Below are 22,451 nucleotides of genomic sequence, written 5' to 3' on the forward strand. Positions count from 1 at the left end.
CCCTCGACGGCGACCGGTGCGCGTCAGACCCGGTCGGCGGCGATCAGGACGTACTGGAAGGAGCCGTCCTTGTACGACTCGATGAACGCCTCCTCGATGCCGGTGACCAACGAGGACGTGGCCCGCAGCTCCCAGTAGGGCAGGGTGTCCGGCGTCAGGTCGACGACGGCCTGCGGAACCAGACGGTTGTCGGCCATCGCCCTCAGGTACTCCCGCCGGGAGTGGATGTTGCACTCGAAGTGCGCGTTGATCTGGGAGACCCACTTCGAGGGCTGGCCGTACTTCGGGTTCCAGCAGCCGGTGATGGTCACGTACCGGCCGCCGACCTTCAGGAACCGGGCGTGCTCGGCGAAGAGGTCGTCCAGGTCGACGTACATGCTCGACTCGTTGTTCCACGAGGCCGTGACGCTGCCCTTCTCGAAGGGCGTGTCGAGCATGTTGCAGACCCGTGCGCGCACGTGGTCCTCGATCCCCAGCTCCTTCGCGCGCCGGTTGCCGAACTCGGCCTGCGCGGAGGAGAGGGTGACCCCCTCGACCCTGCAGCCGAAGCGCTGGTGGGCCATGACGCTGGAGCCGCCCCGGCCGCAGCCGGCGTCGACCAGGGTGTCCTCGCGCGCGACCGCCCCGAGGTGGTCCAGGAGGACCTCGGCCTGCGCCGACTCCAGCCGGTGCAGCTCTGCGATCAGCTTCTTCTCGTACGTGCTGTCCTCGACGTCGCCGAGGGCGGCGTGGTCGACGGCGCCGATGCCGTAGTGGTGGTGGTACAAACCGTCGACGTCACCGAGGCGCAGGTTCACGGGCCTCGCCTCGGCGTTCCAGTAACGGGCGATGTCCCCCTGGTACGGCGTCGCCGGTGCGGGGACGAACGCGGAGGTGCCGTCGAGGGTGGGGAGCTCGGTGTTGGTCACAGATGAATCCGTTCTTACCAGAAATCGGGCAGGCTGTAGCGGTAGGTGTTGGTCTGGTGCCAGTAGTGGTTGCCGTCGACCCACACGGCCACTCCCCTCAGGAAGCGGAGCACGTGCGGGACGGGGCAGGCCTCGGCCAGTTCGGCGGACGCGGCCTCGAAGCCGCGCATGAGGTCGTTGTGGACCTCGATCGCCTTCAGATAGGCGTCCCTCTCCGAGAGGCACTCCCGATCGGCCAGCACCACGGGCAGGTTCATGTGCCGCCCGGGACTGGCGAGTTCCTTGGTGTAGGAGTACAGGTCGTTGACGATGGTGCTGGCGTTGCCGGCGAGCGCCAGCACCCGCTGCATGTCCGGTCGGGCGTGCAGATCGGCGGGGAGTTCGTAGCCGCCGATGGTGTCGGTGATGGTCGGGCAGGGGCGGAAGTTGTTGAACTGGCGCATCGCCAGGTACTCCCACACCTCCGGGACGTGGTCCGTCTCGGCCCATGCGGCCTCGGCGAGGTAGCCCAGGTGCAGTCGGGCCATGTCGTGCCGGAACCGGTCGGCCTGGGAGGGGGACGCCTGCCGGACGAAGTGCTCCATGGCGGAGCGGTAGGCGCGCCGGGGCGCGTCCGCGTGGAGCGACCCCGCCCACGCCGGCTGGTACTCCGCCGTCGAGTGGAGCGGGTCCAGGGCGGTGTGCGCGAGGAGGAGCCGCCCGCCCAGACCGATGGGCGAGCCCCCGTGGTCCTCGCAGTAACAGTCGTCGACCGCGTTCTCGGCCACCATCAGGCGGGTGGCGACCATGAGGTGGTCGACGGTCGGCGCGTCCGGGTGGCAGGCCACCATGTAGCGCCCGACGGAGAACCCGTCGAACTCTCCTTCCCAGTCGTCGGGGTAGAGCTGCACCTCGTCGACCGCCCAGGACTTGATCCGCCGGCTGACCTCGTCCACCCGCACCGGGTCGGGCTCGGGGACGGGGTGCCAGTAGAGGCCCGGGATCACCAGGGCGTCCGCGGGCGGCTGGCGGGTGACCGCCGGGGGCTCCTCCCGCGGGGTCAGGGCCAGTCCCGCCGTGCCGAGGCCGGTGGGACCGCGCAGGGCCCGCGCCCACTCGGGCCGGACGCCGGTGGGAACGTCGGTGCCGAGGGGCGCGGGGGCATCGGGGGGAACGGCCGGTGGCCGCACCGGGGCGAGGGCTCCGGCCTCGGCACGGGCTTCGGCGGCGGCGAGGACCTGGGCCCCGAGCCGGGCCGCCGCGCCGGGCAGGCTGGATCGAAGGGGGGAGGGCCCGGCATCGGGCATCCGTGACTCCTTGGGGGGGGTTGGGTGGGGTCGCCCCGGGTTCCGGGACGCCAGCAGGGGAGCGCGGGATTCGGGAGGTGAGGGGCGTTCGCGGCACGCCCCTCCCCGCCGCCCCGCACTCCGCGATGAATCGACACGACGTCAGATGCGCTGCACCGCACGGCGGAGGAGCGCCCCGGCACCGAAGGCCTTCGTGCGGCCCTAGCCGCGCCTGCGTGCGATCTGCACGTTCTCCAGGACGCCGAGGGCGTTCGGAACCAGGATGGCGGCGGAGTAGTACGTGGTGACGAGGTACGACATGATCGCCTGCTCGCTGATGCCCATGAACCGCACCGAGAGGCCCGGCTCGTACTCCTCGGGCAAGCCGGTCTGACGCAGACCGATGACGCCCTGGTTGTCCTCGCCGAGGCGCATGGCGAGGATGGAGCTGGTGTTCTCCCTGCTGATGGGGATCTTGTTGCAGGGCAGGATCGGGACCCCGCGCCAGGCCGGGACCCGGTGCCCGTCGAGCTCGATCGTGTCGGGGTGGAGCCCGGCGGCGTTCCACTCGCGCCCGATCGCGGCGATGGTCCGGGGGTGGGCGAGGAAGAGTTTGGTCCCGCGGCGGCGGCAGAGCAGCTCGTCGAGGTCGTCCGGGGTGGGCGGACCGGAGTGCGGCTGGATCCGCTGCTTGAAGTCGGCGTTGGGGAGCAGTCCGAACTCGGGGTTGTTGACGAGCTCGTGCTCCTGGCGCTCGCGCAGTGCTTCGACGGTGAGCCGGAGCTGCTCCTCCGTCTGGTTCATCGGCCCGTTGTAGAGGTCGGCGACCCGGGTGTGCACCTTGAGGACGGTCTGGGCCACGGAGAGTTCGTACTCGCGCGGCTGGAGCTCGTAGTCGACGAAGGCGCCCGGAATGCCGACCTCGCCGTGGTGACCGGCGGACATCGCGATCTCGGCCTCGCCGTACTTGTTCTGCCGCTGGCGGGGCAGCGCGCCGAAGGCACGGACGTGGGCCTGCAGGGCCGGCGCCGAGGCGAGGACGGCGGCGAAGTCGGCCCGGGAGAGCGTGAGCAGGGTGCCGGAGGTCTCGGCGGTCGCGGTGTGGTCCCAGTCGGCTTCGGGGTCCAGGAGCGCGCCCTCGCCGAAGCGGTCGCCGTCGGCGAGGACGGCGACGGCGAGCTCGTCGCCGTACGTGCCGACGGAGGTCTGGTTGATCCGGCCGCGGGCGATCAGGTGGATCCGGTCGGCGGGCGTCCCGCGTTCGACGAGCACCTCACCGGCCCGGAAGTCCCGCTGGACGCAGCGGTCGGCGAGCGCGTTCAACACGTCGACGTCCTCGAAGCCGCGCAGCAGGGCCAGCTCGCCGAGCTCCCGGGGGATCACGCGGACCCGGGAGCCGTCCTGGACGAACTCGATGCGGCCGTCGCCGACGGTGTAGCTCAAGCGGCGGTTGACCCGGTAGGCGCCGCCCTTGGCCTCGACCCAGGGAAGCATCCGCAACAGCCAGCGGGAGGAGATCTCCTGCATCTGCGGGGCGGACTTGGTGGTGGTGGCGAGCTTGCGTGCGGCGGCGGTGCTGAGGCTGGACTGCCGGGGTGGCTCAAGCCGTTCGTCCGGGCGGTCGTCGACGGTCATCGGGCGGGCTCTCCTTCGTGGGGACGGCGTTCGGCACGCAGTGGCGCGTCAAAGCCGTCGAAAGAAGACGGAAGGCGCGAAGATCTGAGAATCGGCCCAGATCCCGGGGAACCGTAACGGCCGCCGGGCCCGCCCCGCCCCGAGAGTACGCAGGCATTACCTCCATGCGGTGATCTTGTTTGAATTGACGTTTATCCTGATGATCAGCCGAGTTCCGGCCAATCGATCGCCCTTCGGCCAGCACCGTGGGGCCCCGCCGGCCCGGCCGCTCCGCGGGCCCCGCACCGGGAGGTCGACGGAACCGAGGGCCCGCCACCGGCCCGTCGGGCGGAGTGCACGTCCGGACGTCGTTCGACGAGCAGGGGTCAGCGTCCGAGCTGCCCGTCCAGCCACTGCAGGACCGCGGGGGTCACCGGGTCGGTGATGTCGGCGAATTCCCCGTGCTTCTTCAGGAACTTCGCCACGTAGGGGCAGACGGGGACGATCCGCATCCCGGAGGCACGGACGTCGGCGAGGGCCTGTGCGACGAGGACCGCGGCGAGGCCACGACCGGCATGGGCGTCGTCGATCTCGGTGTGGAAGAAGACACGACGGTCGTCGCGGTCGCGATAGGCCGTCAGGCCCGCGCGCTGGTCGTCGACGAGGATCTCGTAGCGGTGCCGGGCGTCCACGCGCCGGACGACGGGGGTGGTGGCCTGCTCGTTCACGGGAATGCCTTTCGGGTGGGTCGGGGGCGACGGGGAGGGAGCCCGGCTCAGCCGTGCGCGGCGTTCGCGCGCGGCACCGGGTTCTTCCGGGGTGCGATCCGGGCGTTGGGCAGGGCGGGCGCGGGAAGCCGGTCACCGGGGTAGCCGTCGACCGTGCCGAAGCGGTCGGAGGCCTTCTCCCACTCCTCGCGGGCTTCGACGACGTCCTCGTGGCTGCGGCCGATGAAGTTCCACCACAACCCGCGTGAACATCGCATCTTCACAGGTCAGTGGCCCACGTACCAGGTAGGGGTCAGCAAAAGGTCAGCATCGGCGTCTGGCGGTCCTGACGGACGTACCGAAGCCGGCGGCGATCTACGTGAGTGATCACGGCTGTCGCGCGGTGACCACGCTGCTGCCGCCGCATGCCCATCGTGGGGATGGCCGACTGCCATGATCGTGCCTGTTCACACCGGTGTGGCGGCCCCGCGCGCGCTGCGACGAGCCGCCCGCCCCAGCCCGTCCTCCCGGCCTGGCCGGGGCGGGGCGTGGCGTGGCGAAACGTGTCACCCGGCCTGAAATACGTTTCGCCGGTCGCCATGGCGCTGTCAGGATGGGCGTCGCTTTCCGTGACCCTCATCGACGGCCCACAGACGCTGACGGAGGCTCCATGAACGGTTTGAGTGACGTCCAAGAGATTCGCGAGGGACTGCTGAGCGAGCCGGAGGCCCGGACGCGCATCGACTCGGGCTCCCTCGTCGCCCTGCGGACGTCTGGCAGTCCGGTCCTGGTGGGGCCGGGGTCGCTGGTCAAGGTGAACACCAGCATAGGGTGCAACAGAGCGGCCGATCTGGCGACCGAGGTCGAGAAGATCGCGGAAATAGGCAGGCTCGGCTACCAGCCCGACCTGATGATGGACCTCAGCACGGTCCAGCTGCCCATCCCGCTCTACCGGACCGCGGGCGAGCAGCTCGGTCTGCCTGTCGGAACGCTGCCGCACTACCTCTGCTTCAAGCCGCGGCGCGGAATGGACGTTCCCCGCCTGCTCGACGAGATCGAGCGCCAGGCGGCGTCCGGTGTCGCGTGGATGACGCTGCACCTCTCGCCCACGCGTGAGATGTACGAGCTCGCCCGAGCCACCCGGCAGACCCCGACTACCGCGCGCGGGGGCGGGATCGTCGTCCGGGACATGCTGATCCACGACCGTGCCGAGAGACCATCAGCTTCACAGCTCCCCCTCCCACGCCCGTCCCAGCCTCCACGATGATGCCAGGCGAAGGCCGGATCGAACGACGTCATCCGGCACGCGGTGATCACACGCAACATGGTCGCCGAGGGTACGCATGCCCGGAACTCGATCACCCCTCCCGGGTACCAGTCGGACAAGGGACAGGCCCGCGGGCACATGCCGGCGCGGGCAGCTCGGGAGGTCCGGCGACCACGACGACAACCTGTTCACGATCTCCCAGAACCAACCTTCTTCGACAACCCCGCCCACCTCGAGCACCACCCCCGACGCCGTCCTTGACCACAGAGGAAACCGATGACCTCTCTCACCGCGCTGTGCCCGCCTCCTGCCGCCGCTCCCCCTGCTCCGGACTGGTCACAGGTCAAAGACACGCTGGGCAGGGACCTGCCCCAGGACTACAAGGAGCTCATCACCGCATACGGACCGGGCCAGTTCTGCGGATTCATCACCCTCTACCAGCCGCATGCCCCCAGCGAATGGGCCGATCTGACCGGTCCCATGCCGGCGCGTCTGCGGGGGCAGATCGAGGAGGTCCGGCAGGCTGCCCGACACCCCTGGCAGCTGCCGCACTCCCCCGAGAACCTTTTTGCCATGGGAGTCACCGGCAACGGGGACTACCTCTTCTGGGTCACCCAGTCCGCCGACACCCCGGACGAGTGGACCGTCGCCGTCAACGAGGCCCTGCACGCGCCCTGGTTCACCTACAACGGCTCCTTGACCGAGTTCCTCGTCGGCGTTCTCAGCGGGACCACAAGCGTCCCCATGTTTCCCAAAGATCTCCTCGACCACGGTCCCGCCTTCACCCCCTCGGCTCTCGAAAGCAGCGCACCGGCCGCAGCCGCCCGGAGGTCCGTCGGCACACGCGCCGTCCGCGACTGGGCCAACGCCCATGGGTACGACCTGCCCGAACGCGGACGCGTCCCGATCGAGATCATCGAGGCGTGGAAGCAGCAGGATCCCAGCTGACACCCGCCGGCCACCCTTCTTGCCATGACAACCATGCCCTCTACGCCCGGATTAATCGGGCAGGAACGTGACTCCGGTGGTGATCTCGTCGACCACGCCACGCAGCGGGGTCACCGGGGAGGGGTGGGTCGCGACTGTGGGAGGGGGCGCATATCGCAGCCCCTCCCGATCGCGCGGTTGGCGGGTGTGCCTCCACGCCCAGCGCAGGGCTTGACACCCTCGGTCCCGTCCGGCCGGGCCGCCAGGATGATCGATGAGTTCGCCAAGAGCTGCTGGGCCGAAAGGAAGCCCCCGACCACCCTGATTCGACTGCTCGCCCGCGTCGAGAACGAGGAGCTCAAGGCTGGCCGCTGGTCAGAGCTGACCCGCTTGGTGGATGGCTTCGCCATGCTCGGCGGTCATCAGCAAAGGAGATGGACGGGCGCAATCAAGCAGGAGGGACTTGAGCAGTATCGCGCCGCGTTCGGAGGGGCGACAGCGCATTGTGCGTCGTAGCCGTTCCGGTGCCGGCGTCGCCGCCGCGCACCCAGCCATCCCCCTCGCGGACCCTTTCTTCCGTGGAGGCGCCGCAGAGTCGCACAGTTAGCCTCGCGCTTTCACGAGGTGGACTGTCCGAAGCTTGATCAAATAAGCGGATAGTGCTCCTGAACTGCAACGATGGGACTTGTCTAGGGGCCTGTTGGCTGCATGGGAAGAAGCACTCTCCAGGTGAAGAAGCGTATCGGGTTCTACCCGCGTGTCCGCATCGAGGGCAGCGGCCGGGCGGTGGTCTCGCAGGCCGGGAGCGTGCTGCTGGTCGAGACCGTCCGTAAGGCCGGTCTGGACACCGCGATATCAGTGGCGCTGGCACCGTGGCGGAAGGCTCGGGCGGTGCACGATCCGGGCAAGGTCCTGCTGGACGTGGCCTTGGCGGTCGCGTTGGGCGGGGACTGCCTCGCGGATGTCGGCATGCTGCGGGCGGAGCCGGCCGTGTTCGGGCTGGTGGCCTCCGACCCGACGGTCTCCCGCCTCGTCGACGCCCTCGCCGCCTCTGGCGAGAAGGCCCTGGTGGCGATCCGTTCCGCGCGGGCCGAAGTCCGCGAACTGGTCTGGCGGTTGGCCGGCGAGGAAGCGCCCGAGGCGGGTGGAACGGTGACCGTCGACCTCGACGGGGTGCTGGTGATCGCGCACTCTGACAAGGAGGATGCGGCCCCGACCTGGAAGCGGACCTACGGGCATCACCCTTTGATGGGGTTCGTCGACCACGGGCCGGGCGGCACCGGTGAGCCGGTCGCGGCCCTGCTCAGGCCGGGGAACGTGGGATCGAACACTGCCGCCGACCACATCACCGCCACCCGCCTGGCGCTGGCTCAGCTGCCGAAGAAGTACCGGCGCGGGCGCCGGACCTTGATTCGCACCGATTCCGCGGGCGGCACCCACGACTTCGTCGGCTGACTATCCCAGCGCGGCCGGTGGCTTTCGTACTCGGTCGGGATGGTGATCACCGACGCGATCCACAGCCGTGTGCTCAAGGTCCCCGCGTCGGCCTGGACGCCGGCTGTCGAGCCCGGTGGCGAGATCCGGGACGGGGCCTGGGTCGCCGAGATCGCCGGTGACGTGCTGGACGGCTGGCCGAAGGGGATGCGGCTGATCGTGCGGAAGGAACGGCCCCATCCCGGTGCCCAGTTGCGGCTCACGGACGCGGACGGCATGCGTCTGACATGTTTCGCCACCAACACGCCGGGCCGTCCGATCGCCGAGCTCGAGCTCCGTCACCGGCTGCGGGCGAGGGCCGAGGACCGCATCCGGGCCGCCCGCTCGGCCGGGCTGCGGAACCTTCCCCTGCACGACACCGCGCAGAACCGCATCTGGCTGGAGATCGGGCAGATCGCTCTGGACCTGCTGGCCTGGATGCCGATGCTCTCGCTGACCGGCAAGGCCCGGCTCTGGGAACCCCGCCGTCTGCGGCTCCGCCTGTTCACCACGGCCGGACAGCTCGTGACCACCGGCCGCCGCAGGATCCTCCGCCTTGCCGGGCACTGGCCCTGGTCCAGCCACATCACCGCTGCCCTCGAACGGCTCGCACTCCTGCCGACCCCCGGCTGACCAGTAGATCCACCCGTCCCTGTGAGAGAACCCCAGACCGGAGCAGTGGAACCCGGCGCCCACCCGAGACGACACTCGGGCCCTCAGCCTGCCCAGCCTCCGCCACCGGCAACAAGATGGGCCGCCGACTCCGTCGGCGGCCCATCAAGAAAGATCGAGGTTAGTGTCTTACCGACGCTGAGGACGAGACATGCTGACAGTGGCGAGCATATTTGCACCTCATGTTCTTTCCTGTAGACAGTCACAGCCCACCAGTGGCGGTAGTCACAGAGCGACTCTGAAGCTTCTATAGATCGTCAAGCTGTAGGAGATGGCCCGGTCGCGCCGCTGAAAGCGCTGGTGAGATGGCGGTAGACCTCTCGCGCGAGGAAGCGCTTGAGGCATCTGAAGATGTCCTTCGTCTTGAGTCCTTCGAGGGTGCGTCGTGCGACGTAGTTGCGGGTGCGCGGGTCGTGCCGCATGCGGACCAGCACGATCGTGTGCAGCGCGCGGTTGGCCTGGCGGTCTCCACCACGGTTAAGTCGGTGGCGGTCTGTGCGACCGGACGAGGCCGGCACGGGTGCGGCGGCGCACAGGTGGGCGAAGGAGGCTTCTGAGCCGAGTCTGTCAGGGTTGTCGCCGGCGGTGACCAGCAGCTGCCCGGCGGTTTCGGTCCCGACACCCGACAGCGCGAGCAGGCCGGGTGCGGTGCGGGTGATCAGGACTCGCAGCTCGGCGTCTGCCTCTGCTATCTCCTCGCTCAGGTGCCGGTAGCGCTTGGCCAGACGTTTGAGGGCCACTTTGACGGCAGTGGCCGGGACCGCCAGATCGGTGCCCGGACGGCTGGCCGTCAGCCGTCGGACCAGCTCGGTGGTGGTCAGCGAGCGCAGTGCTTCACGTACTTCAGCGGGCGCGGTGATGATCAGCGATTTGATCTGGTTGATGGTCTGGGTGCGGGCCTTGACGGCGCTGGCGCGTACCACGCGCAGTCCGCGGATTGCCTCGACGGCGCCGTCGCGATGCTTCGGGGTGCCTGTGGCGCGGCCAGCGAGTACTGCGGTGGCGGCGGCGTAGGCATCAATCGGGTCGGACTTCCCGGCCGCGCGACGAGCGCGACGGTCGGGTCGGTCCACCTCGATGACAGCGATCTGGTTGGCATGGAGGTAGCGGGAGAGTTCGGCACCGAAAGAGCCTGTGCCCTCCATGCCCACGGCCAGCACTTGGCCGTGGGAGTGCAGCCACTTCAGCAGGTCCCGGTAGCCTGCAGGCGTCGTGGGGAACGCCTCGGTGGCCAGGTGTCGGCCGATGGTGTCGATGACGGCGGCCTGGTGGAGGTCGGTGTGGGTGTCGATCCCGCCGATCACCTCGATGGGCTGTGACATGGTGGCCGGGTTCCTTCCGTGGCGCGGCGAGAGGGCTCGCGCGCACCGGCCGGCAGACGGACACGACTGTGATGGGACCGCTTGGTTCAAGCTTCTATGAGGTCACGATCTCCGGACGGTGCACGCATCGGCACCGCTCGGAGGGCCGACGATTCAGAGTGAGGACAGCCGAAGCGTCAATCGGGGATCGGGTCAGGCCCTCGAGCGGTGCCTCCCCATCCTCACAGTCGGGGATCTTGGAGTTCTCGGGACGAGGGCTGTTGGCGCTTGGAACACTTCGGACGGTCCTGCGTAGTTCCATCCTCCTGAGGTGATCAGTGTCCGTTCGTCCCCGGTCCGGTGCGGTGGTTCCCGAGCTCACAGCCCAGATGGCGCGAGCCAGTAACCCCAGCGGCACCACGGCGATGTGGGTACGTGATCACCTCGATGGTCTCTAGGACGACAGGGACTTCGCTTCCTGGTATCCGCGCGATGGCCGCCCCGGACTCTCACCGGCCCAGCTGGCCACGGTCTGTGTCCTGCAGTTTCTGCTCAATCTCTCCGACCGGCAGGCGGCCGAGGCCGTGCGGTGCCGCATCGACTTCAAGTACGCACTCGCCCTGGAGCTGGACGACCCGGGATTCCACCACAGCGTACTGACGGACTTCCGTGATCGCCTGTGCGAGGACGACCGCGCGGACCAGCTGCTCTCCCTGTCGCTGACACGGATGCGGGAAGCCGGCATGGTCGCCGAACGCGGGAGGCAGCGCACCGACTCCACCCAAGTTCTGGCCGCCGCGCGGGACCTCACCCGCCTGGAACTGGTACTCGAAGCGGTGCGCGCGGCCTTGGAAGAAGCCGCCCAGCGGGCACCGGACATCCTCGACGGCCTGGTGGATGCCGAGTGGGCCACCCGCTACGGGCGTCCAGCCCGACTCCCCAGTCAGCCGAGTCACCCTGTCACCCGGCTCAAGCAGGCGGGAGCGGACGCCCGCCGGCTCCTCGAGCGCCTTCCGCACCACCGGCGTGGGCCTCGCGCGGAAGCGTTGCGACAGATCGTCGTGCAGAACTTCCTCCTCGACGCCCGTGGCGGGTTACGTCCTCGTGCCGAGAAGGACGGACAGCCCAAAGGAGCCGTGCGGATCATCTCGCCCTACGACCGCGAAGCCCGCCGGGCCATCCGCGGCAATACCCGCTGGAGCGGCTATCTGGTCCATGTCACCGAGACCTGCGAGACCGGCCCTCAGGCCAACCTGATCACGGACATCGCCACCACCGGGCCGACCCGGGACACCGAGGCCCTCCCCGGCATCCACATCCGGCTCCGTGACCGCGGGCTGCTGCCCCGGCAACACCTTCTCGACGGCGGCTACCTCTCGATCTCGCTGCTGCACCGCTCCCTCCGCGACCACCAGGTCGAACTCGTCGGCCCGGTCAAGGCCAGCGGTGCATGGCAGAGCAAGGAACAGACCGGCTTTACCCGGGACGACTTCACCATCGACTTCGACCAGCGCCAGGTCACCTGCCCCAATGGCGAGACCAGCCACATCTGGCTCAAGCCACCGGCGTTCTGGCCCGTCAGGCTGGCGTTACCCAGTTCGAGGCCCGGTGGATGGACCGCCTGCGCGGCCCGCTGGAGGACGCGGTCACGAGGGTGGGGATCAAGAAGGTCTTCGCCCGCGACGCCGCCGAGATCACCGCGGCGGACACCTCGTCGACCTTGCCCTGGACCTTGCCGCTGCACCGCCTCCAGACCGTCGCACTGGTCGGCGTCGTCCGCACCGCCGCGATGATCGTGGGCCCCCTACACCATGGCCCGGTTTCGCCCACACCAGTGCAACCCGTGCCCCGACCGGCCCGCCTGCGCCCGCGGCACTGCCGCCCGCACCGTGAACTTCCTCCCACAGCATCTGCATGAACTCCAGGCCCAGAACCGCGCGAACCAGCAAGACTCCCAATGGAGACGGCTCTACGCCACCCGGTCCGGAGCCGAAGGCACCATCTGCGAGTTCATCAACGGACACCGGGCCCGCCGCAGCCGCTACCACGGCCACCGCAAGACACACGTGCAGCACGTCCTGACCGGCATCGCCATCAACATCGAACGCCTCGCCTCACGCACAACTCACCACCCCCACCACCCCCGACGCCCCACGACCTTCCAGCAGTACCTCGATGCCCGCGGTCTGACCTGGGAATGCTGATGGCGGCAAGGCAAATGAGCCGCGCGCACAAGATCCCCGACAGAGTCGCTCATCGACAGTCTTCGCCCCTGGTGCCGGGCATGCCTTGCTCACGACACGACTGACCCGCCCCGGACTTCCCTCCTGGCGGCCGCCCCCTGCAGGCGATCGCGTGCGGGTGGGCTGGGGCGGCAGCCTTTGCGTGGGCCGGTTGAGCGGTCGCGCGGCGGTCAAGAGGCCGTGGTGGGCGAGGACGGCGCCGACCCACCGCGAGGGGGACACCGGGCCTCGGAGGTACGACCCCGGAAGTGAATCGGAAGGCCACCGGGGCGACCGTCGCTTCGCGGACGATCTCCTCACGTCCGGTCCCGGCCCGACCCGTCGGTCCTGATGCGGCCCCCGGCGGTGAGTATGCCGACCGGGTTTCGCCTCGCGTCCGCCGGGTCCGGCCCCATGCGTCGCTGGTGCCGTCTCCGTCGGACGGCCACGGGGCATCGGAACCGGCCGCTCCCGTTCAGCCGGCGGAGTCGGCCGCGGCGAGGTCGAGGGCGATGTCCGTGATCATGTCTTCCTGGCCGCCGACCATCTTGCGCCGGCCGACCTCGACGAGGATCGCGCGGGTGTCGAGCCCATGCCGTCGGGCGGCGGCCTCGGCGTGGCGCAGGAAGCTGGAGTACACGCCCGCATAGCCGAGGGTGAGGGTCTCACGGTCGACGCGGACCTCGCGGTCCTGCAGGGGACGTACGACATCGTCGGCGGCGTCCATGAGGGGGAACAGGTCGCAGCCGTGCTCCCAGCCCATCAGGTCGGCGACTGCGACGAACGCCTCCAGCGGGCAGTTCCCGGCTCCGGCGCCCTGGCCGGCGAGGGAGGCGTCGACGCGGGTGACACCGTTCTCGACGGCGACGACGGAGTTGGCGACGCCCAGGCCGAGGTTGTGGTGGGCGTGGATGCCGATCTCGGTGTCGGGTGCGAGGACATCGCGATAGGCGCGGACGCGATCGCGGACGCCGTCCATGGTCAGGCGGCCGCCGGAGTCGGTGACGTAGACGCACCGGGCTCCGTAGGACTCCATCAGCTGGGCCTGGCGGGCCAGTTCGGCGGGCTCGGCCATGTGGGACATCATCAGGAAACCGGCCACGTCCATGCCGAGTTCGCGGGCGGCCGCGATGTGCTGGGCGGAGATGTCGGCCTCGGTGCAGTGGGTGGCGACGCGGACCGAGCGGACGCCGAGGGCGTGGGCCTGTCGCAGGTCGTGCAGGGTGCCGATGCCGGGAAGCAGCAGTGTCGTGGGCACCGCGCGGTGAACGCTGTCGCAGACGGCTTCGATCCACTCCCAGTCGGTGTGAGCGCCGACGCCGTAGGTGATGCTGGATCCGGACAGGCCGTCGCCGTGGGCGATCTCGATGGCGGCGACCCCGGCGTCGTCGAGCGCGGCGGCGATGATGCGGGCCTGGTCGACGGTATAGCGGTGGCGTACGGCGTGCATGCCGTCCCGCAGGGTCACGTCCTGTACGTACAGCGCGGGGGGCAGGTTCGCGGTCATCGGGAGACCACCTTCGTGAGGGGCTGCGCGCCGGCCATACGCTCGGCGGTGCGCAGGGCGGCAGAGGTCATGATGTCGAGGTTTCCGGCGTAGGCGGGGAGGTAGTGGGCGGCGCCTTCGACTTCCAGGAAGACGGAGACCTTGGCGGCGTCGGTGGAGCGGGTGCCGGCCGGGAGCAGCGAGCGCAGGGGGTCGTCGTCGGCGACGGGGTCGAACTGGACCTTCTGCTTGAGGCGGTATCCGGGCACGTACGCCTGGACGCGGGCGACCATCTCCTCCACTGAGGCGGTCACCGCGGCGTCGTCGCAGTCGCCGACGAGGCAGTACACGGTGTCTCGCATGATCAGCGGCGGTTCGGCCGGGTTAAGGACGATGATCGCCTTGCCCCGGGCCGCGCCGCCCACCTTCTCGATGGCCGACGAGGTCGTCTCGGTGAACTCGTCGATGTTGGCCCGGGTGCCGGGGCCGGCCGAGCGGGAGGAGATCGAGGCAACGATCTCGCCGTAGTGGACGGGTGTCACGGCCGCGACGGCGGCCACGATCGGAATGGTGGCCTGGCCGCCGCAGGTGACCATGTTGACGTTCGGTGCGTCGAGGTGGTCGTCGCCGTTGACCGGCGGGACGACGTACGGGCCGACCGCGGCGGGCGTCAGGTCCACGACCCTGCGTCCCAGCGCGCGCAGGACTTCGTCGTGGCGGCGGTGCGCGCCGGCCGAGGTGGCGTCGAAGACGATCTCGACGTCCGCGAACTCGTCCAGCTTCACCAGGCCGTCGACGCCCTCGTGGGTGGTGGCGACCTTCAGGCGGCGGGCGCGGGCCAGGCCGTCGGAGTCGGGGTCGATTCCGACCATGGCCGCGATCTCCAGGGAGTCGGAGAGGCGCAGGATCTTGATCATCAGGTCGGTGCCGATGTTGCCCGATCCGACGACGGCGACCTTGGTGCTCATGCTGCGGCTCCTTCCGTGGTGGTGGACGCGAACGTGGTCGTGACCGTGCCGAGTCCTTCGATGTGCGCGGTGAACTCGTCTCCCTCGGCGGCGACGGCCATCGGGCCCAGCGCGCCGGTCAGGACGATGTCGCCGGCCCTCAGTGGGTCGCCGAGCCCGGCGAGGGCGGAGGCGAGCCAGAGGGCTGCGGTGAGCGGGCTGCCCAGGCAGTCGGCTCCGGTGCCCTCGGAGACCGTCTCGCCGTTCTTGGCGAGGGTCATCGTCACGGCCCGCAGGTCGACGCGGTCCAGGGGTACGGGGGTGCCGCCCAGGACGTACAGGCCGCAGGAGGCGTTGTCGGCGACGGTGTCGACGATGGTGATGTCCCACTCGGCGATGCGGCTGTCGACGATCTCCAGCGCGGGCAGCGCGAACGCCGTGGCGCGCAGCAGGTCGGCGACGGTCGGGTCGCGGTGCGGCAGGTCCGCGCCAAGGACTAGGGCGACCTCGGCCTCGACCTTCGGCTGGAGGAGTCTGCCGGGGGCGATCGGCTGTCCTTCGGGCACCGCCATGTCGGCGAACAGCGCGCCGAAGTCCGGCCGGTCCACGCCGAGCTGGAGCTGCACCGCCGGTGAGGTCAGGCCGATCTTGCGGCCCACCAGCCGCCGCCCGGAGGCGATCCCGCGTTCCACGTGCAGGCGCTGCACGGCGTACGCGGCTTCGATGCCCGCTTCGGGCAGGAGCGAGCGCACCGGGGCACACGGGACGCCGGTCCGGGCGGCCTCCTCCAGGAGGGCGGCCGCCTCGGTCACGGCGTCGGCGGGCTTGCGGGAGCTCATGGTCGCCTCCGGCGGGCACTTGCGGGGCGGTGCGGAATGAACATGTGGGTACCTCCGGGCGGAGAGTGGCGGCGTTGGCGGAGGGGGGCATTGTCGGAGAGGCGGCGGTGGCCGGCCGTCGATCCACGACAGGTATAGGCGTACGGTTCGAGCGGCGGCAAAATACGTTCCATGACACGGAACAGCACGCAGGGGAACATGCTCGACAAGGCGGCTGCCGTCCTGGACTGCTTCCGCCCGGACGGCGGTACGTTCCGTCTCACGGACATCACCGCCCGCACGGGACTGACCAAGACGACCGCGTTCCGCCTCTGCGCCGACCTGGTGCGCCTCGGTCTGCTCGAACGCGCCGGAGAGGCGTACCGGCTCGGCGGCAAGCTCTTCGAGCTGGGCTCACTGGTGCCGCGCCGGCTCGACCTGCGGGAGGCCGCGCTGCCGTACCTCCAGGACCTCTTCGAGGCGACCCACGAGACCGTGCACCTCGGCATCCGGGAGGGGCACGACGTGGTCTACGTCGAGCGGATCCATGGCCACCAGACCCTGACGCTGCCGTCACGCATCGGGGGGCGCCTTCCCCTGACCTGCACCGGCGTCGGCAAAGCGCTGCTGGCCTTCTCCGGCACCGAACTGGCGGACGAGGTGCTGGCCGGGCCGCTGCCCCGTCTCACCCCGCACTCGGTCACCGATCCGGCACGGCTGCGCACCACCCTGGAGCAGATCCAGGTCTCCGGTCTCGCGTACGAGGAGCAGGAGGCCGCCCTCGGCGTCAACTGCATCGCCTCGCCCGTCTTCGACGGGGCGACGGCGGTGGCCGCCCTGTCCGTCGCCGTGCCGCGCGGCCGGTTCCACCCGGCCCAGCTGGCACCCGCCGTGCGGACGGCCGCCTTGGGGCTGTCCCGCGTGCTGCGCTCGGGCTCCGGGTCGGTGGGCGGGGCCTCGTTCTGACCACCGGCCTTCCTGAGCCAGTGGGGTGATCGGCCGTGGACGGGCGACCGGCCGTGGGCGGGTGGCCAACCCGCACCCGGCGGCCTGCCCCGCGTTCGGCGTCCGACCCCGGCCGGCCCATACGTCCACTTCCCCGAATCACTCCTGCCGCGGTTCTTGACGCCCACCCCAGCCCCTCTTAGCGTAGCGGTCATTCCAGTCACCTGTAGTGAACACTACAAGAAGCCGGTGCGACATCCGCCGTCGTGTCGGCCACCCGTGGCTGCCCGGCGTCCGCGTGCGTCTTCCGGCGGACACGCCTTTCCCCCCATCCCCCTTCGGTGAGGTGTCTTCATGGCTGCTTCAGAACAAGCCGACTCGCGCGGCATGAGACGGCGCGGACTGCTCAAGGCGGCGCTGCCGCTGGGAGTCACCGCGACGGCCCTCGGCGCTTCGCCGGCGACGGCCGTCGCGACCGGCGCCCCCTCCGGCGCTCTGGTACGCCGCGGCAGAGACCGTATCGACGTGCACTGTCATCTGATTCCGGACTTCTACCGCCGGGACCTGGCGGCGCACGGCATCACCGAGATCGGGGGCGTTCCGATCCCCACGTGGAGCCCGACCCTCGCCGTCGGCTTCATGAACCGCTACGGCATCCAGGCCCAGGTGGTCTCGGTCTCCGAGCCAGGCGTCACATACCTGTCCTCCGCGGCGGAACGGGTGGCAATGGCACAGCGTCTGAACACCTACACGAGCCGGGACCTGGTCCACCCCACGTCCGCACACCTGAAGGGCCGCTTCGGCGGCTTCGCCGTCCTGCCCCTGGGCGAGAACGTCGACGAGCACGACGTCTCCCGCGCCGTCACCGAGGCCCGACGGGCCGTGCGGGAACTGAAGTTGGACGGCGTGGGTATCTTCAGCAGCTACGGCGGAACGTACCTGGGCGATCCCGTGTTCGCGCCGCTGATGAAGGCGCTCGACGACTTGGGCGCCATGGTGTTCATCCACCCCACCACCCCGCAGAGCTATCCGGACCTCGGACTGCCGCCGTTCCTCTACGAGTTCACGTTCGACACCACCCGCGCCCTGGTCAACATGCTCTACAAGGGCGCCTACCGGCGATACCCGCGCATCCGGTGGCTGGCCGCGCACGCCGGCGGCACCCTGCCGTACATCTCCTACCGCACCAGCCTGCTGAGCCTGACCCCGGCGGTCGCGCAGCAGGTGGGGGCCGCCGGCCTGGACGACAGCAGCCCCTCCTTCCGCAGGCTCTTCTACGACACCGCCTTGTCCCCGGCGCCCCAGGCGATGAAGTCCGTACGTGAGTTGGCCGGCACCGAGCACATTCTCTTCGCCACCGACTGGCCGTTCACCAGCGCCTTGTTCCTCGTGGCCGGAGATCCCGCTCCACAGTTGGACGAGACCTTCTCGCCTGCCGAGCGACTGGCCGTCGAACGGTCCAACGCGCTGGTCCAGTTCCCCGCTCTGGCCGCCAGGATCGGGGCCGCACGGGCTTGAACCGACCCCGACGGCGGTACTCGCCTTCTGTTTCCGTCAGTGAAGGCGCGGCATGTGTATCCGTCAGCAAAGGCTGGGTATGTGCCGCGGACCGGCCGAACCGCCGAGCCGCGGCACACGTCATTCCTCTCGCGCTCCGACGAGAACCCGTTCGCGCCAGCGGAGGTCCGCCCCGGGTTCTTCCATCGGCCGTCCACGCCGTCCGACGGCGCTGCCCACCCACCCGAGCAGGAAACCCGCGGGTACGGCCATCACGGCAGTCGACTGCAGCCCGATGAGGTGGAAGTCGTGTCCCGACAGCAGCGAGGTGGGCGTGCCCGAGAAGGAGAGGGAGCAGACGTAGAGGGCGGTCGTGCAGGAAATGCCGCCGTACACGGTCCACAGCAGTCCGGTCCGGTTGTACTGGCTCCAGAAGAGTCCGTACAGACAGGCGGGCAGGATCGTGGAGGCGGCGAGGGAGAGTGCCAGGTAGGTCAGGGACTGGAGGTCCCGTCCCTGGGCCATCGCCGCCAGGAGGACGCCGAGTCCGCCCACGGCTCCCACGGCCCATCGGGCCGACCAGAATTCCCGGCGCTCGGACATGCGCCCCCCGCGCGCTACGTGCGCGTGAAGGTCGTGCGCCAGGGCGGCCGCGGCGCTCAGCGCTATGCCGGCGACCACCGCCAGTACGGTGACGAAGACGGAGCACGCGACGGCGGTGTACAGCACGCTGCCCGCGAACCCCGAGGTGCCGCCGCCCAGCTCTCCGGCGAGGAGGAAGAGGGCCGCCTGGCCGCTGCTGTCGACGGCACGGATCTTATGGCTTCCCACGACGCCTGCGGCACCGAGTCCCACGATGACGACGCAGAGGAAGAAGGCGGCCATGATGGCGATGGCGTAGCGGGTCGCCCGGCGGGCGGTGGCGCCGTCGGCGGCCGAGTTGATTCTCATCAGGACGTGCGGCATGCACGCGCCGCCCAAGACGACGGACAGTTGCAGGCTCAGGAAGTCGAGGCGGCCGACCGCGCTGCTCCCCAGGGCGTGACCGGGTTCGAAGTAGTGGTCGTGAAGCCCGCTCCCCCGCTCGGCCGCAGTCAGCAGGGCGCCCGGGTCGAAGTCGTGGTGCCGCAGGACCAGAAGGGCGAGGAGGATCATGGTGGTGAACACCACGGCCACCTTGACGATCTGGACGAGGCTCGTCCCTCTCATGCCGCCGAGCACCGCGTAGCAGATCATCAGCGCCCCGACGAAGACGGTGCACACCTGTTCGGCCCCCAGGCTGGTCAGGCCGAGCAGTAGCGCCGTGGCACTGCCGGCTCCGGCCAGTTGAAGGACGAGAAAAGGCAAGCAGACGGCCAACGTGGCCGTGGCTGCGGCGATACGGGACGACGAACCCGGCGAACGCAGCGCGAAGACGTCGCCCAGGGTGTAGCGGCCGGCATTGCGCAGCGGACCGGCGAGGAGCAGGAACACCCCGACGGCCAGGCAGCTGCTGACCGCCAAGGAGATGCCGTCGTACCCGACCACGGCCACCAGGCCGGACACTCCCAGGAGCGTGGCGGCCGATATGTAGTCCCCGGTGAGCGCCAGAGCGTTCTGCACCGGCGTCAGTGACCGGTTGCCGGTGTAGAAGTCGGCCGCGGTGCCGTCCTCCGGACCGGCCAGAACGCACAACAACAGGGACAGGACGATGAACGCCATGAAGCCGATCAGCACCATCGTCCGGTCGTCGGAACCACCCGAGACCGACGTGAGCCCCGCGGCGAGCGACAGCTCGGTCATCTCCGACTCCCCTGCGGCGAGTACGGCCATCGTGAGATGACCCCTGCCGGATCCGGCTGGGGCAGTGAAGGGTGCACGAGTTCGGCACGATGCCGCATCAGGTCGACGATCGGATCGGCGTGGCGGCTGAGCGTGCGGTCGTACCACCATGAGGACAGCAGCAGAACGGCCAGCTGCAGAGCGCCGAACACGATGCCCAAAGGCATCCTGCTCGCCAGGCGGGTGGCGAACAGGTCGCCGACCGTGCCGGCCAGCGCTACAGAAACCAGGAAGGCGGCGCCATTGACCGCCAGGAACCGCCGACGCGCTTCGGAAAGCGTGTGGGGCACTTCCTGCAAGGCGCTCGCGGCAGCCTCATGGGGCCGGTCGTATGGCGGGGGCCCGCTTCCGGGCCTAGGAGGCGAAACGGACATGGGTCGGGGTCTTCTCTCGAAGTGGACGGTCACTCATCGGGACCCGGCATCACGGTCCCGGCTTCCCGTGACGGGAAGCACGACGGGCGGTATGCCGGACGGACCGAGCAGTGCGGGACGGCGACGGGCAGGCACGAGGAACCGCAGACGTCCGGGATTGCCGGACCCGCAAGAGTTCGCCCGTGATCGGGCCATGAGGCCAGGTGCCTGTGGGAACCCCGGTGCGAGGGATGTGCGACCGGGTGAGAGGGCCGGCGGCAGTGTTCCGCCGCGCTGCCGGGGATCGAGCGAGTACTACGGTCACCCCGCCGGGCGGCGGAGTAGCCGTACCGGGTCAGTCGTCGGGGATGCCGGCGCCGCTGAGAGCGGGGACGGTCCTCTCCGGCCGGACGAAGGAACGGGCTCCGAGCCGGAACTGGTCGAGCTTGTCGACGATCGTCTGGCCGACGGGCTTGTGGCCCCAGATGCTGATGCCCTGGTGGGTGGAGGGCTCCCAGGTGCTCTCGTCGATGACGACGGGGTTCCAGCCGACCTCCCACTCGAAGCCTGAGGGAGTGCGGGCGTAGTAGGAGAGTTCCTTGTCGTTGGTGTGCTGGCCCACCGACAGGGCCATGTCGAAGCCGAGTTCGTGCACGCGCTCGTAGCTCTGGGCCAGGTCGTCCAGGCTGTCGGCCTGGATGTTGAGGTGCTGGACGCGGGTGCGGATCGGGTCGATCGGCAGGCCGCGGACGGCGGCGATCGCGATGGAGTGGTGGCGTTCGTTGACGCGCAGGAAGCGGATCTTGAGCTTGACGCCGCTGATCGTCTCGTCGATGTAGTCGGTCAGGCGGGCGTCGAAAACCGTGTTGTAGTAGCCGCGCATCAGAGTGGGCTTGGCGGAGGTGATCGCGACGTGTCCCATGCCCGAGTCGCCGGTGACCCAGCCGGAGGCGACCATCCGGAGCGGTTCGGACGAGACGACCGGGGTGGTGTAGATCTCCTGCACGATGCCCTTGGGGCCGGGGAAACGCAGCAGGCGTTCTACGCCGCGCAGGGCCGCCTCCTCGTCGGAGCCCCGCACCACAGGAACGCCGTGGGCTCGGATGCGAGCCTCGATCTGCTCGAAGGAGGCGTGGTCGTCGATGTGCCAGCCGATCGCCACCACGTCCTCGGCGGGACCACGCCGGATCAGGAAGCGGCACTCGTGGTCGTCGAGGCGGAAGCGCATCACGTCACGGGAGATGTCATCGTGGTGCATGCCGATGGCGTCGGTGCCGAACCGGCGCCAGTCGGCGAAGCGGTGGGACTCGACGACGACGTAGCCGAGGTGGACGGACCCGAAGACGGAGGGCGCGGTGTTCATCGGCGGCCCGCCAGGAAGTCGGCGCAGAGCCGGTTGAACAGCTCGGCACGCTCCCACTGCACCCAGTGGCCGGTGTTGGCGACCTCGTACAGGTCGCAGTTGGGCATGCGCTCGGCCAGCATCCGGCCACCCGACGGCCGGTTGACCTTGTCCGCGGCGCCCCACAGCACCAGGGTGGGCACAGCCAGCCGGTTCAGGCGCTTGTCGCGGGTGAAGTCCATCTTCCACAGAGCGCCGAGCGACTTCGGGCGCCTGAGCGGCGGGGCGGCGACGACCTCGGGGTCGATGCTGTCCCGGTAGCGCGCGTCGATGATCGAGTCGGGCACGTGGGCGGCGTTGAAGACCAGGTAGTCGCGGATGAACTTCTCCAGCTTCGGCCGCGAGGGCCCGTCCCCCGTGTAGTAGTTCAGCAGACTGTTCAGACCAGGCGTGGGCAGCACGCGAGTGGTGCCGATGCCGCCGGGGCCCATGAGCACCATGCGGTCGACCCGCTGGGGGGTGTCGAGGGCGAGACGCAGGGCGCAGGCACCGCCGTAGGAGTTGCCGACGAAGTGGGCCTTCTTCAGGCCGAGCTGGTCGAGCACGCCGCGGATACCGGTGGCCAGGGCGCCGAAGGGGTCGGCGAGGTCGATGCCCTTGCTGCTGCGGCCGTAGCCGGGGAGGTCAGGCACGATGACCCGGAACTCCTGGGACAGTTCCGCGATGTTGCGGCTGTAGTTGGAGACGCCGGAAGCTCCGGGGCCGCCGCCGTGCAGCAACAGGACGGGAGCTCCCCGCCCCGTCTCGGCGACGAAGATCTTCTTGCCGTCGACGTCGAGCAGGTGCTCCGTCATCGCAGGGACTTCGGTGGGTGCGGTCATGATGG

18 protein-coding genes and 3 pseudogenes are annotated in these 22,451 nt (G+C 69.7%); 8 read left to right on the forward strand and 13 right to left on the reverse strand.

Features of this window, described 5'->3' with window-relative positions; genetic code table 11:
* Nucleotides 1-23 precede the first annotated feature (23 nt).
* The 5 genes and pseudogenes from ACFW22_RS10675 to ACFW22_RS10695 all read right to left on the reverse strand — a co-directional run.
* On the reverse strand, nucleotides 24-908 hold the full coding sequence (locus tag ACFW22_RS10675; protein ID WP_386401425.1) for a geranyl diphosphate 2-C-methyltransferase: 885 nt from the start codon (nucleotides 906-908) through the stop codon (nucleotides 24-26).
* 14 nt (nucleotides 909-922) lie between these two features.
* Nucleotides 923-2,194 (reverse strand): family 2 encapsulin nanocompartment cargo protein terpene cyclase, encoded by a 1,272-nt coding sequence (locus ACFW22_RS10680; RefSeq protein ID WP_386401427.1) that lies wholly within the window; start codon nucleotides 2,192-2,194, stop codon nucleotides 923-925.
* Nucleotides 2,195-2,395: 201 nt separating this feature from the next.
* Entirely contained in the window at nucleotides 2,396-3,808 is a 1,413-nt protein-coding gene (locus ACFW22_RS10685) for a family 2B encapsulin nanocompartment shell protein (protein ID WP_386401429.1), read from the reverse strand.
* A gap of 365 nt (nucleotides 3,809-4,173) precedes the next feature.
* Nucleotides 4,174-4,515, reverse strand: a complete 342-nt coding sequence (locus tag ACFW22_RS10690) for a GNAT family N-acetyltransferase (RefSeq protein WP_386401432.1) — start codon at nucleotides 4,513-4,515, stop codon at nucleotides 4,174-4,176.
* Nucleotides 4,516-4,562: 47 nt separating this feature from the next.
* Nucleotides 4,563-4,754, reverse strand: a pseudogene (locus tag ACFW22_RS10695) (pirin family protein); the annotation flags it as partial.
* 410 nt (nucleotides 4,755-5,164) lie between these two features.
* Between ACFW22_RS10695 and ACFW22_RS10700 the strand changes: the two are divergent.
* The 4 genes and pseudogenes from ACFW22_RS10700 to ACFW22_RS10715 all read left to right on the forward strand — a co-directional run bounded on the left by ACFW22_RS10700 (nucleotide 5,165) and on the right by ACFW22_RS10715 (nucleotide 8,794).
* Complete coding sequence (locus ACFW22_RS10700) at nucleotides 5,165-5,761, forward strand: phosphomethylpyrimidine synthase ThiC (protein WP_386401434.1); 597 nt, start codon at nucleotides 5,165-5,167, stop codon at nucleotides 5,759-5,761.
* A gap of 276 nt (nucleotides 5,762-6,037) precedes the next feature.
* Nucleotides 6,038-6,709 carry a histone-like nucleoid-structuring protein Lsr2 gene (locus ACFW22_RS10705; RefSeq protein ID WP_386401436.1) on the forward strand — a complete coding sequence of 224 codons (672 nt, stop codon included), beginning with the start codon at nucleotides 6,038-6,040 and terminating at the stop codon, nucleotides 6,707-6,709.
* A 246-nt stretch (nucleotides 6,710-6,955) separates the two neighbouring features.
* Nucleotides 6,956-7,204, forward strand: coding sequence for a hypothetical protein (locus tag ACFW22_RS10710; protein WP_386401438.1), 249 nt, complete (start codon nucleotides 6,956-6,958; stop codon nucleotides 7,202-7,204).
* A gap of 213 nt (nucleotides 7,205-7,417) precedes the next feature.
* Nucleotides 7,418-8,794, forward strand: a pseudogene (locus tag ACFW22_RS10715) (IS1380 family transposase).
* Between the two features lie 296 nt (nucleotides 8,795-9,090).
* Here ACFW22_RS10715 and ACFW22_RS10720 read toward each other — a convergent pair.
* Nucleotides 9,091-10,155, reverse strand: coding sequence for an IS110 family transposase (locus tag ACFW22_RS10720; protein WP_386401440.1), 1,065 nt, complete (start codon nucleotides 10,153-10,155; stop codon nucleotides 9,091-9,093).
* A gap of 485 nt (nucleotides 10,156-10,640) precedes the next feature.
* Between ACFW22_RS10720 and ACFW22_RS10725 the strand changes: the two are divergent.
* Both ACFW22_RS10725 and ACFW22_RS10730 read left to right on the forward strand, forming a co-directional pair.
* Nucleotides 10,641-11,927, forward strand: a pseudogene (locus tag ACFW22_RS10725) (transposase); the annotation flags it as partial.
* 18 nt (nucleotides 11,928-11,945) lie between these two features.
* Nucleotides 11,946-12,338: a transposase gene (locus ACFW22_RS10730; RefSeq protein WP_386401442.1), complete on the forward strand. Its 393-nt coding sequence runs from the start codon at nucleotides 11,946-11,948 to the stop codon at nucleotides 12,336-12,338.
* 493 nt (nucleotides 12,339-12,831) lie between these two features.
* Here the strand turns inward: ACFW22_RS10730 and dmpG are convergent, their stop codons facing one another.
* From dmpG to mhpD, 3 genes are read right to left on the reverse strand one after another with little or no spacing between them, the layout of a single operon-like run.
* Complete coding sequence (gene dmpG, locus ACFW22_RS10735; protein WP_386401444.1) at nucleotides 12,832-13,863, reverse strand: 4-hydroxy-2-oxovalerate aldolase; 1,032 nt, start codon at nucleotides 13,861-13,863, stop codon at nucleotides 12,832-12,834.
* Nucleotides 13,860-14,810 (reverse strand): acetaldehyde dehydrogenase (acetylating), encoded by a 951-nt coding sequence (locus ACFW22_RS10740; RefSeq protein WP_386401446.1) that lies wholly within the window; start codon nucleotides 14,808-14,810, stop codon nucleotides 13,860-13,862. Before ACFW22_RS10740 ends, dmpG begins: the two co-directional genes overlap by 4 nt.
* The gene (mhpD, locus tag ACFW22_RS10745) at nucleotides 14,807-15,628 is read right to left on the reverse strand and encodes a 2-keto-4-pentenoate hydratase (protein ID WP_386401448.1); all 822 of its coding nucleotides are present in this window, start codon (nucleotides 15,626-15,628) and stop codon (nucleotides 14,807-14,809) included. Before mhpD ends, ACFW22_RS10740 begins: the two co-directional genes overlap by 4 nt.
* Nucleotides 15,629-15,826: 198 nt before the next feature.
* Between mhpD and ACFW22_RS10750 the strand changes: the two genes are divergently transcribed.
* The gene (locus ACFW22_RS10750) at nucleotides 15,827-16,573 is read left to right on the forward strand and encodes an IclR family transcriptional regulator (RefSeq protein ID WP_386401635.1); all 747 of its coding nucleotides are present in this window, start codon (nucleotides 15,827-15,829) and stop codon (nucleotides 16,571-16,573) included.
* Between the two features lie 333 nt (nucleotides 16,574-16,906).
* Nucleotides 16,907-18,070, forward strand: a complete 1,164-nt coding sequence (locus ACFW22_RS10755; RefSeq protein ID WP_386401450.1) for an amidohydrolase family protein — start codon at nucleotides 16,907-16,909, stop codon at nucleotides 18,068-18,070.
* 120 nt (nucleotides 18,071-18,190) lie between these two features.
* On the opposite strand, the gene ACFW22_RS10760 is transcribed toward ACFW22_RS10755, so the two are convergent.
* The 4 genes from ACFW22_RS10760 to ACFW22_RS10775 all read right to left on the reverse strand — a co-directional run bounded on the left by ACFW22_RS10760 (nucleotide 18,191) and on the right by ACFW22_RS10775 (nucleotide 22,446).
* Nucleotides 18,191-19,831, reverse strand: coding sequence for a cation acetate symporter (locus tag ACFW22_RS10760; protein WP_386401452.1), 1,641 nt, complete (start codon nucleotides 19,829-19,831; stop codon nucleotides 18,191-18,193).
* Entirely contained in the window at nucleotides 19,828-20,160 is a 333-nt protein-coding gene (locus tag ACFW22_RS10765) for a DUF485 domain-containing protein (protein ID WP_386401637.1), read from the reverse strand. The genes ACFW22_RS10760 and ACFW22_RS10765 overlap by 4 nt, the downstream gene beginning before the upstream one ends.
* 418 nt (nucleotides 20,161-20,578) lie before the next feature.
* Nucleotides 20,579-21,586 (reverse strand): VOC family protein, encoded by a 1,008-nt coding sequence (locus tag ACFW22_RS10770; RefSeq protein ID WP_386401453.1) that lies wholly within the window; start codon nucleotides 21,584-21,586, stop codon nucleotides 20,579-20,581.
* Entirely contained in the window at nucleotides 21,583-22,446 is an 864-nt protein-coding gene (locus tag ACFW22_RS10775; protein WP_386401455.1) for an alpha/beta fold hydrolase, read from the reverse strand. Before ACFW22_RS10775 ends, ACFW22_RS10770 begins: the two co-directional genes overlap by 4 nt.
* Nucleotides 22,447-22,451: the final 5 nt, after the last annotated feature.

This window comes from Streptomyces sp. NPDC058872, from assembly GCF_042743065.1.
Classification (GTDB): Bacteria; Actinomycetota; Actinomycetes; order Streptomycetales; family Streptomycetaceae; genus Streptomyces.

What these genes read in the sequence shown, in the direction of transcription:
- ACFW22_RS10680 (WP_386401427.1), bottom strand. Translation starts at nt 2,194, where the DNA reads ATGCCCGATGCCGGGCCCTCCCCCCTTCGATCCAGCCTGCCCGGCGCG.
- ACFW22_RS10685 (WP_386401429.1), bottom strand. Translation starts at nt 3,808, where the DNA reads ATGACCGTCGACGACCGCCCGGACGAACGGCTTGAGCCACCCCGGCAG.
- ACFW22_RS10700 (WP_386401434.1), top strand. Translation starts at nt 5,165, where the DNA reads ATGAACGGTTTGAGTGACGTCCAAGAGATTCGCGAGGGACTGCTGAGC.
- ACFW22_RS10705 (WP_386401436.1), top strand. Translation starts at nt 6,038, where the DNA reads ATGACCTCTCTCACCGCGCTGTGCCCGCCTCCTGCCGCCGCTCCCCCT.
- ACFW22_RS10710 (WP_386401438.1), top strand. Translation starts at nt 6,956, where the DNA reads ATGATCGATGAGTTCGCCAAGAGCTGCTGGGCCGAAAGGAAGCCCCCG.
- ACFW22_RS10720 (WP_386401440.1), bottom strand. Translation starts at nt 10,155, where the DNA reads ATGTCACAGCCCATCGAGGTGATCGGCGGGATCGACACCCACACCGAC.
- ACFW22_RS10730 (WP_386401442.1), top strand. Translation starts at nt 11,946, where the DNA reads ATGGCCCGGTTTCGCCCACACCAGTGCAACCCGTGCCCCGACCGGCCC.
- dmpG (WP_386401444.1), bottom strand. Translation starts at nt 13,863, where the DNA reads ATGACCGCGAACCTGCCCCCCGCGCTGTACGTACAGGACGTGACCCTG.
- ACFW22_RS10740 (WP_386401446.1), bottom strand. Translation starts at nt 14,810, where the DNA reads ATGAGCACCAAGGTCGCCGTCGTCGGATCGGGCAACATCGGCACCGAC.
- mhpD (WP_386401448.1), bottom strand. Translation starts at nt 15,628, where the DNA reads ATGAGCTCCCGCAAGCCCGCCGACGCCGTGACCGAGGCGGCCGCCCTC.
- ACFW22_RS10750 (WP_386401635.1), top strand. Translation starts at nt 15,827, where the DNA reads ATGCTCGACAAGGCGGCTGCCGTCCTGGACTGCTTCCGCCCGGACGGC.
- ACFW22_RS10755 (WP_386401450.1), top strand. Translation starts at nt 16,907, where the DNA reads ATGGCTGCTTCAGAACAAGCCGACTCGCGCGGCATGAGACGGCGCGGA.
- ACFW22_RS10760 (WP_386401452.1), bottom strand. Translation starts at nt 19,831, where the DNA reads ATGACCGAGCTGTCGCTCGCCGCGGGGCTCACGTCGGTCTCGGGTGGT.
- ACFW22_RS10770 (WP_386401453.1), bottom strand. Translation starts at nt 21,586, where the DNA reads ATGAACACCGCGCCCTCCGTCTTCGGGTCCGTCCACCTCGGCTACGTC.
- ACFW22_RS10775 (WP_386401455.1), bottom strand. Translation starts at nt 22,446, where the DNA reads ATGACCGCACCCACCGAAGTCCCTGCGATGACGGAGCACCTGCTCGAC.